The organism is Amycolatopsis vancoresmycina, from assembly GCF_000716785.1.
Lineage (GTDB): Bacteria > Actinomycetota > Actinomycetes > Mycobacteriales > Pseudonocardiaceae > Amycolatopsis > Amycolatopsis vancoresmycina.
The window spans coordinates 1-17,358 of record NZ_JNYY01000038.1; the positions used below are offsets into that span (position 1 = coordinate 1).

Here is a 17,358-nt window from a genome sequence, read left to right on the forward strand (position 1 = left end):
CCCGGTTTCCTTTTCGTGTTCGCCGTGGGCGGCCGCGGCGTCGCGCAGGGCTTGCTCCAGCTGCTGCGTCGAGCCGTAGGTGGCGCCGGTCACGCGGCCGGGGAAACGAGTGGTGATCTCCTGCAGCAGCCAGGTGTTGCCGTCGGGGTCGCTGAAGGATGCGAACGACCCGTAGGTGCCGTGGTCGGGGTGCACACCCGGGGCGAACGCGCCGGTCTGGTCGCGGTGGAAGATTTCGCTGACCTCCACGCCGTGTCCGGTGAGTTCCTTGCGGGCGGCGTCGATGTCGTCGACGACCAGGTAGGTGCCCCGCACCGACCCCGGGGTGGCGTCGGTGATGCCGGTGCCGAAGTGGATCGAGGTGGCCGATCCGGGCGGGGTCAGCTGCACGACGCGGGAGGTGCCGAAGGCGAGGTCGGCGTCTTCGCGCCAGCCGAGGGTCTTGTAGAAGTGCTTGGTGCGGTCGACGTCGGTGACGGGCAGGACGACGACTTCGAGCTTCATGTCCATACAGCCGGGTCCTGGTGCTGCGCGGCGAAGCCGGGATCGGCAAGACCGCCCTCCTGGAGCACCTCGCCGGGCGGGCGGACGGCTGCCGGATCGCGCGGACGGCCGGCGTCGAGGCGGAACGCGAGCTGCCCTACGCCGGGCTGCAGCAGCTGTGCGCCCCGTTCCTCGACCGGCTCGGGCCCCTGCCCGCGCCGCAGCGGGCCGCGCTCGGCACGGCGTTCGGCCTGGCCGCGGGCGACCCGCCGGACCGGTTCCTGGTCGGGCTGGCGGTGCTCACCCTGCTCGGCGGAATCGCCGAGGAACGGCCCCTGCTGTGCCTGGTCGACGACGCGCAATGGCTCGACCGGGTCTCCGTGCAGACCCTCGCGTTCGTCGCGCGGCGGCTGCTGGCCGAGCCGATCGCCCTGGTCGTCGCCGTGCGCGAACCCGACGACGGATCCGGCCTGGCCGGGCTGCCGGAGCTGACCCTGCGCGGCCTCGGCGAAGCGGCCGCCAACGCCCTGCTGGACTCGGCGCTCAAGGGACCGCTGGACGCCCGCGTGCGCGACCGGATCGTCGCCGAAACCCACGGCAACCCCCTGGCCCTGGTCGAGCTGCCCCGGTTCTGGACCGCCGCCGAGCGGACCGACGGGCTCGTCCGCCCGGACGGCGACGCGCTGGCCGACCGCCTCGAGCGCTGCTTCCGGCAGCAGCTCGCCCCCTTGCCGTCCCACACCCGCAAGCTGTTGCTGGTCGCGGCGGCGGAGCCGCTGGGGGACGCCACCCTGCTCTGGCGCGCGGCCGGCGCGCTCGGCCTGGGCGCCGACCCGGCCGCGGCCGCCGAGGCGACCGGGCTGATCGAGTTCGGGCCGCGGATCCGGTTCCGGCACCCGCTCGTGCGGTCGGCCGTCTACCGGTCCGCCGAGGCCCGGGACCGGCGGGAGGTGCACCGGGTCCTGGCCGAGGTGACCGACGCCGCCGTCGACCCGGACCGGCGCGCCTGGCACCGCGCGCAGGCCACCGTCACCCCCGACGAAGCCGTGGCGGCCGAGCTGGCGGACTCCGCCGGCCGCGCCCAGGCTCGCGGGGGTCTCGTCGCCGCCGCGGCGTTGCTGGAGCAGGCGGCCACGCTCACGCCCGATCCGGCCCGGCGAGCGCGGCGCGAACTCGCCGCGGCCCGGGCCAAACGCGGCGCCGGCGCGCTGGAAGCGGCACTGAGCCTGCTCAGCGCGGCCGAAGCCGGGCCGCCGGACCCGGAGCGCGACGCCCAGGTCGAACGGCTGCGCGGGCAGATCGCGTTCGACCAGCGGCGCGGTGGTGCCGCGGCGAAGCTGCTCCTGGACGCGGCCGGGCGGCTCGACGGCGACCAGGCCCGCGAGACCTACCTGGAGGCGCTCGGCGCCGCGGTCTGGGCGGGATCCGCGGTCGAAGCCGCGAAGCAGGCTCGGACGGCACCCGCGGCCCAGGGGCACCCGACCGCCGTCGACCTCGTGCTGGACGCGCTCGCCACCCGGCTCACCGACGGCTACGCGGCCGCGGCCCCGCTGATGACCGAGGCGGTCGCCGCCGTCCGGGCCCTGGACACCGGCGACGAGCACCCCGGACGCGTGCTGTGGCTGCTGGGCAACCGGGCCGGCGGGACACTGGCGACCGAGGTGCTGGACTACCCGGCCGGCCGCGCGCTCGCCGAGCGCCAGGTCCGGCTCGCGCGCGAGACCGGCGCGCTCGTCCAGCTGCAGTTCGCCCTGAACTTCCTGGCCAACCACGACCTGGTGGCCGGCGAGCTGCCCGCGGCACAGGCGCTCGTCGACGAGGACCGCCTGCTCGCCGAGGTCACCGGCGGCCGTCCGGTCGGCTACAGCGCGATCCTGCTCGCCGCCCTGCGCGGCCGGGACACCGCGGAGATCGCGGCCGCGGCGGCGGAGGCGGCCGAGCGGGGCCAGGGCCGGGTCGTGCGGTTCGCCGGCTACGCGAACGCCGTGCTCGGCAACGGCCTCGGCCACCACGACGCCGCCCGCGACGCGGCGCACCGGGTGTTCGAGCACGACGCCGTCGGCCACCAGGCCCTGGCGACGGCCGAACTGGCGGAGGCCGCGTCGCGCACCGGGGACGGTGACCTCGTCGCCGCCGCCCTGGACCGGATGTCGGAACGGGCCCGGGCCACCCCGACGGTGTGGCTCCGGGCGCTCGAGGCCCGGCTGCGGGCGTTGGCGGGCGAAACCCCGGAAAAGTGTTACGCCGCATCGATCGCACTGCTCGCCGGGACGCCGTTGCGGGTCGAGCTGGCCCGCGGCCACCTGCTGTTCGGGGAATGGCTCCGGCGCGAGGGACGCCGTGCCGACGCCCGCGAGCACCTGCGCACCGCCCACGCCATGACGTCCGCGATGGGGCTGGAGGCTTTCGCCGACCGGGCGCGCCGCGAGCTGCAGGCCACCGGCGAGACGGCACGCAAACGCACCGCCGGGACCACCGAGGAGCTGACCGCCCAGGAGGCCCAGATCGTGCGGCTCGTCCGCGAAGGCCTGTCCAACCCGGAAGTCGGCGCGCGGCTGTTCCTCAGCCCGCGCACGGTGGAATGGCACCTGCGCAACGTCTTCGGCAAGCTCGGCATCAGCTCCCGGCGTCAGCTGCGCGAAGCCTAGGGCCGGGTCACCACGCGATCGGCAGCCGCCGGGCGCCGCGCACCGGCATTTCCTCCTTCCACACGATGTCACCGGCGATGTGCAGGCCGGGGAGCTTGCCGAGCAGCGCCCGCAGCCCCTCCTGCAGCTCGACCCTGGCCAGCGGCGCACCGAGGCAGTGGTGCACGCCGTGCCCGAAGCCGACGTGCTGGTTCTCTCCCCGGTCGAACCGCAGCTCGTCGGGATCGGGGAACTGCCGGGGATCCCGGTCGGCCGCGGCGAAGTCGACCACGACGGGTTCTCCCGCGCGCACCAGCACCCCGCCCACTTCGATGTCTTCGGTCGCGTAGCGGGGAAAGCCGGGCCCGTAGCCCAGCGGGGTGAACCGCAGCAGTTCCTCGACGGCGGCGGGCACCAGGCCGAGGTCGGCGCGCAGCTCGGCCAGCCGCTCGGGGTGCGCCTGCAGCACGACGACGAAGTTGGGGATGTGCGACGCGGTGGTTTCGTGCCCGGCCACCAGCAGCCCGAGGCACATGTCGACCAGTTCGAGCTCGGAGAGCCGGTCGTGCTCGTCGCGGGCCTCGACCAACGCCGTCATCAGGTCGTCGGCGGGTACCGCGCGGCGGGCGGCGACGAGCCCGCTCAGGTACTCGCGGAACCCGTCCCGGTTCTCGGCGAACTGCTCGGCGGTGGCCTGGTTGGTGGACAGGAACGCGTCGCTCCACGCCCGGAACCGCGGCCGGTCGGCCACCGGCACCCCGAGCAGCTCGCAGATCACCGCCACCGGCAGCGACAACGCGAAGTGCTCCACCAGGTCGACGGGCCTGCCCCGGGCCACCATCGCGGCCACGAGCTCTTCGGCCAGCTCGCGGATCCGCGGCCGCAGCTGCGCCACCCGGTGCACGGTGAACGCCTTGGCGACCAGCTTGCGCAGCCGAGTGTGATCGGGCGGATCCAGCACGATCATCCCGGCGTCCAGCTTCACCGGCCCCATCCGCGGCACGTCGGCCTCGACGGCCATGGCGCGGCTGAACCGGCGGTCGCCCAGCACGAACCGGACGTCGTCGTAGCGGACGGCCAGCCACGCGGGCTCACCGTAGGGCAGCCGGATCCGGATCATCCCGGGTGTGTCGCGTGCCTTGGCGTAGGCGGGATCGATCGCCAGCCCGGCCGCGGAGCCGAACGGGTAGGGGACGGGTCCGGGGTGCGTCCTGCCGCTCACCCTCCGGGTGTATCGGGCGAACCCGGCGAAGAAAACCGCTGATCGGCGCAAGCTCGCCGGAGCCCCGCTGACTCCAGGTGGGTCACCGGCGTCCTTTTTGGACGGTGGTGGGATCTCGGTACCCTGGTGCGGTGCGGGTCCAGGGGGTAGTGACGTGACGACGCGATTCGACGAGGCGGCGGCCGCGATCGGCGCGTGCGTCGAGGGCTTCCGGGCCACCGGCGACCCGCGGATCCTGTTCGCCGGACGGGTCATGGCCGACGTCGACGGCCTGATCGACGCCGCCGCGGCGCTCGATCCGGACCACCCCGCGCCCGAAGAACGGGCACGGATGGACCGGGCGCGGGCCCTCCTCGGCACGCTGTTCCTCCTGCGGTTCGGCCAGGCACCGGGTGACCTCACCGATTTCGCTCACCTGCTGGCGTTCCACTGGCCGGACGACGACCGGCCGGCCGAGGTTCCCGCCGGTCCGCTGCGGGTACTGCTCCCTGGACCCGAGGCGGACGTGACCGTCCAGTTCGGCGCTGCGGTCGCACTGTTCAAACACGCCGAGGCCGGCGGTGACCCGGCCGTCCTGCGGGTGGCCGTGCACCTGTTCGACGCAGTGGCCGCCGGGACGCCGCCACCGCACCGGGAGTTCCCGCTGCGGGTGGCGTGCGTGGTCGCCGCCAGCCTGGCGATCCACCGGACGACCGGTGACCTGGCCGCCGCCGGCCGGGCGATCGAGGTGGCGGACCGGTTCCTGACCGGGCTGTCCCCGAAGCACCCCGCCCGGCCGTGGTTCCTCGCCGCCGCCGGCGTCGCCCGGGTGGCCCGGCTGCGCCACGGCGGCCTCGCGGACCTGGCGGATGCCATCGGGATCGGCGAACTCGCGCTGACCCGGCGCGAACGACCGCTCCGCAGCCGCACCGGGAAGCGGCGCCGGCCGGGCGACCCCTTCCTCCGGATGCTGGCGGACCTGGCCGCCACCTACGAGCTGCATCCCCTGCGCGCCCGGCTGGAAGCCGAACTCGCCTTCGCGTACGACGTGCGCGCCGGTCTCGCTCGCGTCCCGGCCGTGGACCCGGCCGCCGGCACCGCCGCCGACCACCTCACGCGCTTCGACCGCACCGGCGACCTCGACGATCTCCGCCGGGCGGTGGCGGTGGCCGGTGCCGCGCCCGGGGAACCGGACCTCGCCCCGGCCGGGGCGCTGGTCGCGGTGGCCGCCCACGTGCCGGGGGACAGGTATCTCGCCGCGTCGATTCCCTGGCCGGGCTCCGGCGGCTTCCTCAAGCGGCTTTGGCTCGACCGGTTCGCTCCGCTCGTGACCACCGACGCCGACGCGGACGAGGCGGTCGTGGACGCCGTGATCGACCTCGGCGAGTACGCGCTCGGCACCCGCGCCGGGCAGGACGAGCCGGCCGGCGGGGTGCCGGACGCCGACGATCCCGCCACCGGCCGGACGCTGATCGGGCTGGGCGACGTCCGCGCCTACCGGTACTCCCGGTTCGGCGGGAAACCGGACATCGACCGGGCGGTCGCCCTCGTCGAGCTCGCGGGCTCGCCGGACGGCGCCCGTGAAATGGGCATGGTGGCCTTCGTGTACATGCAGCGGTTCACCGTGTCCCGTTCGGCGGCCGATCTCGGCACCGCCGTTTCCTGGTACGAGCAGGCGCTGCGGACGACCAGCCGCGACGCCGCCGAGCGGCAGTGGCTCATGCACCAGCTGGCCGACGCCTACCGGGCCACGGCGAAGGTGGCACCGGACCGGACGGCGGAGTTCCTCCGGCGGGGCGCCGAGCTGAGCGAGCAGGTGCTCGCCGGTGCCCCGGCCGGCGACCCGAGGCGCGCTCTGTGGCTGGCCGCGGCCGGCGACACCCACAACCAGCGCTACGGCGACTCCCGGGATCCCGCGGACCTCGACCGCGCCATCGGCTGCTACCGGCAGGCGGTGGCGGTCACGGACGACCCGCTCCCGGCGAGCAAGCTCGGCGCCGCCTGCCACGCCCGGTTCCACCTGGCCGGCGATCCGGCCGACCTGCGCCTGGCCATCGAGGGCTACGCCGAGGCACTGGCCTGGCCGGCACCGGACGACGGGCTCAGGTCGATGGCCCTGGCCGGCTACTGCACGGCCTACCGGGACCTGTTCGACGTCGCAACGGACGAGGTGAGCCCCGGCTACCTGGAGACGCTGGCGGAGGTGTGCGTGGCGCGCGGGCGCGGCAACCCCATGCCGGAGGTCGTGGCGTGCCACGCCGTCGGTTCGCTCGCCATGGCCATGAACCGGCCCGGCACCGCCGTGCCCGTGCTCGACCACGCGGTCGGCCTGCTCCGGTCGGCGACGTGGCGCGAGACCGGCTGGGCCGACCAGGAAACCCACCTCCGGGGAACCGTGGACCTGGCCAGCACCGCCATCGCCGCGCACCTCGCGAACGCCGACCCGGCGGGTGCCGTCGAGGCGGCGGAACGCGGCCGCGCCCTCATCCTCGGGTCCGAACTGGACACCCGGGCCGACCTGGCCCACCTCGCCACGGCCGAACCCGCGCTGGCCGGACGGCTCCGCGACGTGCGGGACCGGCTGAACGCGCCCATGGTCTTCGACCACGCCGGCGCCGTGCACGACACCGTCGGCCGGAGCGGCCGCACCCGGCTGTGGGCCGAGCACGACCGCATCGTCGAGCAGGTCCGGCGGCTGCCCGGCTTCGCCGGTTTCCTCCGCCCGCCGAGCCTGCCGGAGCTGCGGCGGGCGGCGGCGGGCGGCGCCGTGGTCCTGGTCAACGCCGACGCCCACCGCAGTGACGCCGTCATCGTGACCGGCGACGCCGACCCGGTGCCGGTTCCGTTGCCCCGCTTGACGTTCGAGGACGTCCGAACCCACGCCGAGGCCATTGCCGACGCCACGTCGGCCCCCTCGCTCGTGCGGGCCCTGCGGGCACGGCGGGTGCTGCCGGACCTCCTGGCGTGGCTTTGGGAGTCCGCCGTCGAGCCGGTCGTCGCGGCCTTGCCGGGCGGCCACCGGGAACCGCGGGTCTGGTGGCTGCCGACCGGGCCGCTGGGCCGGTTCCCCCTGCACGCCGCCGGTGCTCCCGGCCGGCCGGGGGCACTGGACCTGGTGGTGTCCTCCTACATCCCGACGCTGCGGGCCCTGCAGCACGCCCGGCGGCGCGCTCGCCCCGCCGTCCGCAGGCAGCTCACGGTCGCCCTGGCGGACGAGCCCGGCCTGCCGCGGCTCCCGGGCACCGCCGAGGAAGCCGCCGCGCTGCACGCCCGGCACCCCGGCCACCCGCTGCTCACCGGCACCGGTGCGACCGCGGCGAACGTGCAGGCCGCCCTCGCCGACTGCACGTGGGCGCACTTCGCCTGCCACGCCGGCGTGGACCCGGACATCTCGGCCCGGGCCGTGTTGCACCTGCACGGCAGCGAACTGCCGGTCGAAGCGATCAGCCGGCTGCCCCTGGAGACCGCGGACCTGGCCTACCTGTCCGCCTGCTCCACCGCGGCCCGGGGCCGGTACGCCGACGAACCCAACCTGGCGTCGGCCTTCCAGCTGGCCGGGTTCCGCCACGTGGTCGCGAGCCTCTGGCCGCTCACGGACGCGGTGGCCGCCGAAGCGGCCCGGTTCTTCTACCGGACCCTGGGCGACACACCCACCGCCGACGGCACCGCGCACGCGGTCCGCGCCACCGCCCGCGACCTGCGCTCCCGGTACCCCGATCGCCCCGACCTGTGGGCCGCCCTCGTCCACAGCGGCCCGTGACGGACCGCGCCCGGCGTTCGGCTCACCGCCGAGCCGGGTTCGCCGGGTGCGGGGCCGGCCGGCAGTCCGGGGTGGCGGGCCGCCGGCTCCTGGTGTCGCGATGCTGCTGAGCCGAGTCGGGCTGGTCCCCGCGGTCGGCGTGTTCGGCGGCGCGCCTGCCGTTCAGGCGGGCCCGTGTCTGGGACTGGAGCAGTTCGGCGCGCAGGTGGGCGGCTTCCGCGCTGGCGTGCGCGCGTTCCGCGGTCGCCGCGAGCCGGTCCGCTCGATCGACCAGGGTGTCCGCTTTGGCCGTCGCCCGGGCGATGTAGGCGATGCGCTCCTCGAATTCCGCGCGCATGGTGCTCCTCAGCGTCGGGTGACGGGACCGGGGATTTCGGTGGCGGTGCCGACCCACTCGACGATTTCGCCGTTGTCGTCGCAGAGCGGGATGGCGCGGGAGTGGGTCCAGGCGAGGGTGTCGTCGGTCCGGCGGACGCGGTGGGTGGCGTCGAAGACGCCCTTGGTGCGGACGGCTTCGGTGATCGCGGCGAGCAGGCCGGGCTGGTCGTCCGGGGCGATGTAGCTGTCGAGCCAGGAGTGGCTCGGTGCGGTGGTGTCGGCGATGAACCCGCGGCCGTCGAGCCGGCGCAGCTCGCTCCAGTCGGGGTTCATCCGGTAGACCACGTCGAAGGTGGCGGCGACGAGGGCGCGGAACCGGCGGTCGGCGACTTCCCGGACGCGGCGGCGTTCGAGCTGGGCGGCGATGCGGGCGATGAGCTCGCTGGGGGCGAACGGCTTGACCAGGTAGTCGTCGGCGCCCGCGGCGAGGCCTTCGACGGTGGCTTCCTCGCCGGCGCGGGCGCTGAGCATGATCAGCGGCACGCTCCGCAGCGCGGGGTCGGCACGCAGGCGGTGGGCCAGTTCGAGCCCGTCCGTTCCCGGCATCATGACGTCGGCGACGATCAGGTCGGGCGGGTCCCGGCGGGCCGATTCGAGCGTTCGCCGCGCGTCGCCGACGGCGCGGACGTGCCAGTTCGGTGCCAGCAGCCGCGTGAGGTAGTCCCGCATGTCGCGGTTGTCGTCGACCACCAGCAGCCGTTCGCGGGCCGGTTGCGCGGGCCCCGGGGCGTCCTCGGTGCCGGTGTCCCAGTGCTCGGCGGCCTCGGCGAGGGTGGCGGCGGTCCGGCGGTGGACCCGGCCGGGTTCGTCGCCGGCGGTGCCGCGCGGCTGCGTGCGCGCGATCCACACGGTGAATTCGGTGCCTTCGCCGACGGTGCTGCGCACCTTGACCCGGCCGTGCAGCAGCCGCGTGAGCTCGTGGACCAGCGCGAGGCCGATGCCGGCGCCGTCGTGGGTGCGCGCGCGGGTGGCGGGCGCGCGGTGGAAGCGGGTGAACACCTTGGGCACCTCGTCTTCCGGGATGCCGACGCCGGTGTCGCGCACCGTGAGCTGGACGTGCTGGGGCAGCTCACGCAGGCTGACGGTGATCGTCCCGGTGAAGGTGAACTTCACGGCGTTCGACAGCAGGTTCGCGACGATCTTCTCCCACATCTGCGGGTCGATCGGGACCGGCTCGCTCAGGGGCGGGCAGTCGACCCGCAGCGTGACGCCCGCCCGCTCGGTCGCGCCGCGGAAGGTGCTGGCGACGTCTTCGGTGAGCCGGGCGAGGTCGGTGGGCTCGGACCGCGCCCGCAGGCGGCCCGCCTCGATCTGCGAGAAGTCGAGCAGGGTCTCGACCAGCCCCAGCAGCCGGCGGGCGTTGCGGGCGGCGAGGTCGACCTGGTCCCGCAACTGCGCGGGCAGGCCGGCCGGCGGGGCGGCGAGGTCGTCGAGCGGCGCGAGCAGCAGGGTCAACGGGGTGCGCAGTTCGTGGCTGACGGTGGAGAGGAACTGGGTCTTGGTCCGGTCGAGCTCGGCGAGCTGGTCGATCCGGTCGCTCTGGCGACGGCGGTGCACCGCGTCGGTGAGCGCGGCGGTGGCCTGGATCGCGACCAGGCCGAGGAAGTGCCGGTAGGCGTCGTCCAGCGGCAGCCGCGGGCTCACGCCGAGGATCAGCACTCCGGCGGGCGCGCGGGCGGGCGTTTCGCCGAGCGGGAAGAGCATCGCGGCGCCGGGTTCTTCGTTGTCCGCGCCGACGGTCACCCCGCGGAAGAGCTGCGCCAGGTCCGGCACGAGGACGGGTTCGCCGGTCGCCACCAGCTCGGCCAGCGGCCACTTCGGCCGCCGCCAGGACAGCGCCGCGGTGTGCGGCGCGAGCGGCCCGCCGGCCGGGGTGCCCACGGCGGCCACGAGTTCCGCCCGCTGCCGGGACTGGTCGGCGAGGTAGCCGGCGGCGAACGGGATGTCCGGGGCGTCGTCGCCGAGCGCACCGACGAACGCCTCGAGCGCCGCCCGCCCGGTCGCCGACTTCCGCGTGTGCCCCGCCAGGGTGCTCAGCAGGTCCAGCCGGCGGCGGGCCAGCACCTCGTGGGTCGTCTCGACGGCCGTGACCAGCACGCCCGCCGGTGCCGGGCCGTCGCCGCGCAGCGGGCTGAAGGTCAGGTCGAACCAGGCGTGCTCGGTGCCGCCGTGCCGGGTGACCGGGTGCAGCGAGTCCTTGAGCGAGACGGCTTCCCCGGCCAGCGCCCGCCGGTAGCGGGGTTCGTTGCGGTGCCACGTCTCCGGACGGCACTCCCGGTCGGGCCGGCCGAGGCCGGCGGGGTGCCCGGTCCCCAGCACCGGCCGGTAGGCGTCGTTGTAGAACTGCAGCAGGTCCGGGCCCCACAGCAGGCACATCCCCACCGGGCTGTCGAGCACCGTCCGCACCAGGGTGACCAGCTGGGCGGGCCACTGCCGGACCGGACCCAGCGGCGTCCGGCTCCAGTCGACCTGCCGCGCCAGGGTGGCGACCTCGCCCGTCCCGGCGAAGACGACCTCGGCGCCGGGACGGTCACCGGCAGCGTGCGGCAGCGCGCCGCCCTGCGCGACCTCCCACAGCACCGGCCCGATTTCGGGCAGGTCCAGCACCAGGTTCGCCACGCCGGCTTCGGTGACCGACCGGGGCATCGACGCGTGTTCGGCGGACCGCTCGCTCTGCGTGATGACGGTCCCGCCGGCCCCCTTGACGGCACGGGCGCCGGCCACGCCGTCCTGGCCCATCCCGGACAGCACCACGGCCACCGCCCGCTCGCCGGCGGAATCGGCGAGCGAGCACAGCAGCGCGTCGAGCACGCCACCGGAACCCCGCCCGGTGACCGGGGCCAGCGACAGCGTCTGGTCCGGCAGCAGCTCGACCACGGTCCGCGCGGGGCAGACGGTCACTGTGCCCGGCCGCAGCGGCCTGTGCTCGGCGGCCCACTCGACGGGCAGCGGCAGGCGGCGGCGCAGGATGTCGACCAGCTTCCCGCCGTGCCCGCCCAGGTGCTGGGCGACGACCACGGCGAACCCGAAGCCGGCGGGCAGGGTGCTCAGCACGGAGGTGATCGCCCCGAGCCCGCCCGCGGACGCGACGAGCGCGACGACCGGTGAAGCCGGGCCCGGACCGGCCCGCCCCGGCGCGCTCGGTGCTTCGCGAGGTGGTGACACCATCGCCCCAGTCTGCTCGTCCGCACAAGGGCACCGCGACCGACTGGCCGGGTTGTTCACCGTGGGTGACGACCCGGCCGGGCGCCGCCGGTGCCGCGCCGGGAGCACCACCGGCCCCGGACGGGGGCCGCGCGCGGCTGCCGCCCCGGAGTCTACTTAGGACACTGCGGCCGGGGTCGGTGCAGGTGGCGGAAAAGCCACTGGTGACCACCGGAGCCGGAATGCCACGCTGAACGCACATCGTCCGTCCAGACAGGACGCACGCGGAGGTTCGGGCCGACTCGCCTGCACCCGCGATGGCGAACTCGTCGCGCCGGCCCGGGGCTGGGGCGGTCAGCTGTGGAGGTTCCCGATGAGCGTGCCCGTACTCGACCCGTACGGCGAAGAAGTGACCACCGAACGGGGCGCGACGTCGCCGTTCGCGCCGGTGAGCCTGGCGAACGCGGCCGAGCCCGCGATCGCGCCGCCGGCCGGCCAGGTGCTGCACTCCCCGTTCGCGGAAGCCGCGGTGGCCGCCGGTGACCGCGACCGGGCCGCCGAGGCGACCGACGCCCTGCTCGCCGAGCTCGAAGACCCCGAGTTCACCGAGGCGCTGGAAGCGCTGGCCGACGAGGCCGCCGCCCGGCACCTCAAGTCCGTCGGCACCTGGTCGAACGACTCGGAGGCGCCCACGCTCGCCACCGCCGACACCACCCAGTGGCTGGAGCACCTGGCCGGTGAGGCCGACCGGATGCTGGGCGCGCTGGAGGCGTACTTCGGCGACCGGCCCGCCGACTCGCTGCAGGAGGGCGAGCTCGAGGCGGCCACCGGGATCGACGGGTTCACCGATCCGGCGGACGTGCAGCAACTGTTCTTCGGCAAACTGCTGGACAAGGCGAAGAAACTCGCGAAGGGCGCGGTCAAGCTCGCGAAGAAGGGCCTTTCCGTCGTCGGGAACCTCGCCCTCGGACCGTTGTTCGGGCAGCTGCGGCAGCTCGTCAAGCCGTTGCTGAGCCGGGTCCTCGACACCGCGATCGGCAAACTGCCCGAATCGTTGCGCCCGTTGGCCACCCAGCTCGCCGCCAAGCTCCGCGGCGAGACCGGCAGCCACGAGGAGGAGCTCGCGGACACGTTCGACCGCAGCCTCGCCGAGCTGGTGACCGCACCCGACGAGACCACCGCCGCGCACCTGCTGGCCGAGCTGCAACCGGGCGGCGAGGACACGTACGGGCCTTCGGCCGCGCACGACCTGGACTCGGCCCGCGCCCGGCTGGCCCGCGAGCTGACCGAGGCCGATCCCGGCGTCCCGCCCGTCGCGCAGCTCGAGGAGTTCATCCCCGTCGTGATGGCCGCGATGCCGCTGATCCGCACGGGCATCCGGCTGATCGGCCGCGACCGGATCGTCGACGGGATCGCCGGCCCGCTCTCGCAGCTGATCGCCGGCATGGTCGGCCGGGACGCGGCGAACCTGCTGTCCCGGCACATCGCGAGCGCCGGGCTGGGCCTGCTCGGCCTGGAGACCGGCGGTGGCGACGCGACGCTGGGCGGCGAAGGGCTCGCCGCGGCGGCCGAGGACACCGTGCGGAAGGTGCTGACGCTGCCGCCGGAGTCGCTGGACAACGAGCTGCTGCTGGAAACCGAGATCCAGGACGCGTTCGCCGAAGCGGCCACCCGCCACCTCCCCGCGGCCGTGCTCCGCCCCGAACTGGCCGAGCCGGGCGCCGACGGCGAGCACGGGGTGTGGCTGATGATGCCGCGCGCCACCCGGCCGTGCTTCCGCTACAAGAAGTACAGCCGGATCATCCCGGTGCGGATCACCCGGCCGATGGCCCGCGCGGTGATCCTCTCCGGTGGCGACTCGCTGGAACGTCGGCTGCTCGAGGACGGAACCGAGGCCTGGCCGGTCGACGGCGAGGTGGAGCTGTACGAGCTCCTCCCCGGCGGTGGGCTCGGGCACGTCTCCGCGTTCGAATCGCCCGACGGGCCGGTCGCCGCGGCCGAGGAGTTCGAGGAACTCACCGAGTCCGCGGCGACCGTGCTGGCCGGCAACCCGCGGCTGGCCCACGTCGGGCACCACGGCCTGCCGGGCAGGCACCGCCGTCCGGGCAGCCGGTACTTCCGCTTCCGCCACCGCGGGCGCCCGGTGCGCCGCAGGCACTTCCTCGGCGTGCTGTTCGACCTCACGGCGCCGCAGCCGGTGCTCCGGGTGAACCTCGTGCTCGGCGAACGGGACACCCACGAGCTCGCCGCGCACCTGCAGCGGCGGCACTTCGTCCAGGTGGTCGCGATGGTCCGCCGCCTGCTCGGGCCGGCCGCGCTGAAGGCGATCGAACACCGGCTGACCCGGCTGCTGACCAAGCACGGCATCACCGTGGAGGCGGGGGCCGCGGCCCGGCTCGCCCAGCGGCTCGTCGACGGCGTGCTGCGCACGGTGTCGGACCAGCTGCCCGCCGCCGCGGCCACCCTGGCCAAGGCCGCCCAGGACCCGGCACCGGGCGCCACCCTGACGTTCACGTTCGGGTTCGCCGACCGGGCGGCGCTCGCCGCGGGCACCCCCGCCAGCGACCCGGCCGTCACGATCAGGCCGGGGCGCCACCGTGACTGAGGCGGTGGACCGGCAGACGGCGGCGGAGCTGGCCCACTGGCAGCTCGCGGCCGAGGCGCTCGCCGACCTCGACACGGTGGCCGCGCCCGAGGCGTGGCAGGCGCTGGAGGACTACCTGCAGCGCCAGGTCCGCGACCGGCTGTCCGAGCTGGTCGCCGTGCTGGTGGCCGAGGGCCGGGCGGCGCGCCGCCTGCTCGGCCAGGGCGGCGACCCCGGCGCGGTGCGGCCGGCGGTGCTGAAGCTGCGCACCCGGTACCTCCAGGTGGAAACGATCCTCGACTTCTACGGCCACGCGGTGAACAGCCGGACCAACCCGGCGCTGCGGGCGGTGCTGCGCGGGTACGACGCGCTCGCCGGCGACAGCATGGCCGCGGTCCTGACCCGGGTCGGCATCGAGCCACCGCCCGCCCTGGTGTACCTGGACCACGGGCTGGGGGCGTCGATCCTGCGGGCCGGCATCCGGCTGTGGGACCACAGCCACCCCTCGCCCGCCGCGGCGATCAAGCTGACCCGGCACAACCTGGCCTACCCGACCGCGCTGCTGCACGAGACCGGCCACCAGGTCGCCCACCTGACCGGCTGGAACACCGAACTCGCCGACGCGCTCGCGGCCCGGCTCGCGCCGCGGTCCGCCGAGCTGGCGCAGGCGTGGCGGGACTGGGCCGGCGAAATCGCCGGCGACGTCCACGCCTTCGTCCAGGCGGGCTGGGCCCCGGTCGCCGCGCTGGCCAACGTCGTCGACGGTCCGACGTCGTCGGTGTACCGGATCCGGTTCGGCGATCCGCACCCGTTCCCGTTCCTGCGGGTGATGTTCAACGTCGAACTGTGCCGCCGCTGGTTCGGGGCCGGTCCGTGGGACGACCTCGCGGCGGCGTGGCTGCACCGGCACCCGGTCGACCGCGCCGGCGGGGACGCGGGTGCGCTGGCCAGGGCGAGCCTGCCGGTGCTGGGGGACCTGGCCGACGTGTGCACCCGCCTGCCGATGGCGGCCTTCGGCGGCGAACCGCTCTCGGCGCTGCTCGACCCGCGCCGGGTGTCGCCGCCGGCGCTGGCGGCACTGGCCCGGCAGGCCGGCCCCTCGCTGCTGTCCTCGGCCTACCTGAGGCGGCGCGAGCCGTTGCGGATCCTCGCCCACCTGTCCACGCGCGCGGTGCTCGCTCCCGAAGCCGCGGCCGACCACCAGGCAGCGCTGCTGGCCTGGGTCACCTCCGTCGGTGCGGACGCCGCACCGCTCGCCCCCCACCGTGCAGCCTGACCGGAACGAGGAAAGACCATGACGAACCCGAAGACCACCGAGACCCGCGCCGTCGCCGGCCGCGCGAAGCCGGCCACCGCGGAGGTCCAGCCGGCCGGCGACCGCGACACCATGCTGGCCCAGCTGGTCTCCCTCACCCGGTCGATCGGCGAACTGGCCCAGCGGGCGAACGGGACGACCGGTGACCAGGTGACGGACACCCCGGACGACGATCCCGTGCTGCGGCAGCAGGACCGGGTGCGGTTCGCCTACAACTTCCTCGGCTTCGTGCTGGGCAGGCGGGCGCCGAGCGTGTTCGAACTGACCACCGTGGTCGTCGCCCGCGACACCCGCACCCTCACCTTCACCGGTCTCGGCCGGGCGACGGCGGCGAGGATCCGCGCGGCCAACAACCGTTCGCAGTTCCTGGAAGGGCTGGTGGACGGCAGGCCCGTGATCATCGACGAAGGCGACGACGCCATCAGGTACGACCAGCGGATCGACTCGATCGTCACGTTCACCGCCAAGGGCGGCGAACCGGTCGCGATCGGCCCGTGCAAAGACCCGGTACCGGGCGAATGACCCCCTAGACAACGGAGACAGCGCCATGTTCTTTCCACTGGCCAAGGTCCTCGGTGCACCGGAGAAGGTGTTCCGCGTGCACCCCTGGCAGATCGCGTACTTCCTCGACGAGGTGTGGGACGGCGCCCGCCGGACCCCGCAGATCCCGGACCCGACCGGGGCGGCGGACCTCAAGTTCTTCGCCACGTTCTTCGACGACACGGTGCTCGACGCGCTCGACCTGCCGACCCAGCCGGGCGACGACCCGTTCACCTCGACCGACGGGATCAACGCGTTCCTGGCCCCGTCCGGGGTCAACAAGGACGTGCCGTTCCGGTTCGAGTGGAACGGCCGGCCGAACCGGCTGTTCTGCCCGCCGCTGCTCTGGCACCACCTGGCCTACGCCTACGTCCTCGAGAGCACGGGCATCGTCGAGATCTTCGCCGAGGTCGTGCGGCGGCTGCTGGTCGGCGAGACGCTGGGCGTGCTCCAGCCCGACAGCATCGCCTGGCTGCGCGCGACCGAGCAGCTGTTCTTCCGGGACATCCCGACGTTCTCGGTGGCCAGCGTGCTGAGCGAGGTCCGCCCGTTCGACCGGACCAACCGGCGCAACGCGTACTGGCGCATGTTCGGCCTCGACCTCGCGCACCCGGTGCCGCCGCTGTGGTCGAGTTCGAGCCCGCTGGCCGACTGGAAGGCGCTGACCGGCCCGGTCAACCTCGACTTCCGGCAGAAGTGGAGCGAATTCCTGCGCCAGGTGTGGATCGGCCTGGAGAACACGGCGAACAACAGCGGCCCCAACCCGACCGACCCGGCCTACATCGCCCTGCTGGCCACGGCGATCAAGGACCTGCTCGGCAACCGCCGCCGCGGCGGCGCCCTCGCCCGTGAGGAGTTCGCCTACGTCACGATGCTGAACTGGTTCCACCTGACCGTCGACACCGACACGTCGGTGATCAAGGACCTGCAGGCGCAGGCGAGCAACCCGGCCGACCGGCTCGGCGCGCTCGGGCAGAAGGTGGGGATCACCCCGGCCCTGCGCTCGCGGGAGCTGTTCGACCTGGCCGAGCCGATGTCGACGCTGCTGCGCGGCATCGAGCTCGGGCTGTTCGACACCGAAGACACCGCGGCGACCCTGTTCACCGGCCGGAACAACCTCGTCGGCGACGCCCGGTCGGTGATCAACAACTGGCAGTCGGCCACCGGCGAACGCGTCAAGGAATCGCCCGCCTACCCGCGTCCGGTCGTCACCGGCACCCAGCCGCTGCGGGTGCCCGTGCCCGCGGCGGCGCCGTCCGCCGGGGTGGCGCCGTCGCCGAACGGGGCGGCCCTGGCGCCTTCGGTCAACGGCCGGAAGGAGTGAGG

General features: G+C 74.8%; 10 protein-coding genes. 6 read left to right on the top strand and 4 right to left on the bottom strand.

The annotated features are described in order from the left end of the window. The coding region (locus OO60_RS43525) for a VOC family protein (RefSeq protein ID WP_033263590.1) at positions 1–510 on the bottom strand (510 nt) is incomplete at its 3' end. 14 nt (positions 511–524) lie between these two features. Between OO60_RS43525 and OO60_RS43530 the strand changes: the two genes are divergently transcribed. After that, positions 525–3,131: a LuxR C-terminal-related transcriptional regulator gene (locus tag OO60_RS43530; protein ID WP_244885673.1), complete on the top strand. Its 2,607-nt coding sequence runs from the start codon at positions 525–527 to the stop codon at positions 3,129–3,131. Between the two features lie 7 nt (positions 3,132–3,138). Here OO60_RS43530 and OO60_RS43535 read toward each other — a convergent pair whose 3' ends face one another. After that, positions 3,139–4,332, bottom strand: a complete 1,194-nt coding sequence (locus tag OO60_RS43535; protein ID WP_004558588.1) for a cytochrome P450 — start codon at positions 4,330–4,332, stop codon at positions 3,139–3,141. Between the two features lie 154 nt (positions 4,333–4,486). Between OO60_RS43535 and OO60_RS48315 the strand changes: the two genes are divergently transcribed. Next, positions 4,487–8,071 carry a CHAT domain-containing protein gene (locus OO60_RS48315; protein ID WP_051768013.1) on the top strand — a complete coding sequence of 1,195 codons (3,585 nt, stop codon included), beginning with the start codon at positions 4,487–4,489 and terminating at the stop codon, positions 8,069–8,071. A gap of 22 nt (positions 8,072–8,093) precedes the next feature. Here OO60_RS48315 and OO60_RS43545 read toward each other — a convergent pair whose 3' ends face one another. Further along, positions 8,094–8,408, bottom strand: a complete 315-nt coding sequence (locus OO60_RS43545; RefSeq protein WP_033263592.1) for a hypothetical protein — start codon at positions 8,406–8,408, stop codon at positions 8,094–8,096. Between the two features lie 8 nt (positions 8,409–8,416). Then, the gene (locus tag OO60_RS43550) at positions 8,417–11,617 is read right to left on the bottom strand and encodes a chemotaxis protein CheB (protein ID WP_051768015.1); all 3,201 of its coding nucleotides are present in this window, start codon (positions 11,615–11,617) and stop codon (positions 8,417–8,419) included. 349 nt (positions 11,618–11,966) lie between these two features. On the opposite strand from OO60_RS43550, the gene OO60_RS43555 reads away from it, so the two are divergent. The 4 genes from OO60_RS43555 to OO60_RS43570 are packed head-to-tail and all read left to right on the top strand — an operon-like array spanning position 11,967 to position 17,356. Then, positions 11,967–14,198 (top strand): hypothetical protein, encoded by a 2,232-nt coding sequence (locus tag OO60_RS43555; protein ID WP_004562368.1) that lies wholly within the window; start codon positions 11,967–11,969, stop codon positions 14,196–14,198. Further along, positions 14,191–15,453, top strand: a complete 1,263-nt coding sequence (locus tag OO60_RS43560) for a hypothetical protein (protein ID WP_004562369.1) — start codon at positions 14,191–14,193, stop codon at positions 15,451–15,453. The genes OO60_RS43555 and OO60_RS43560 overlap by 8 nt, the downstream gene beginning before the upstream one ends. Before the next feature lie 18 nt (positions 15,454–15,471). Beyond that, positions 15,472–16,014 carry a hypothetical protein gene (locus OO60_RS43565; RefSeq protein WP_004562370.1) on the top strand — a complete coding sequence of 181 codons (543 nt, stop codon included), beginning with the start codon at positions 15,472–15,474 and terminating at the stop codon, positions 16,012–16,014. 25 nt (positions 16,015–16,039) lie between these two features. Then, positions 16,040–17,356 carry a hypothetical protein gene (locus OO60_RS43570; RefSeq protein ID WP_004562371.1) on the top strand — a complete coding sequence of 439 codons (1,317 nt, stop codon included), beginning with the start codon at positions 16,040–16,042 and terminating at the stop codon, positions 17,354–17,356. Positions 17,357–17,358: the final 2 nt, after the last annotated feature.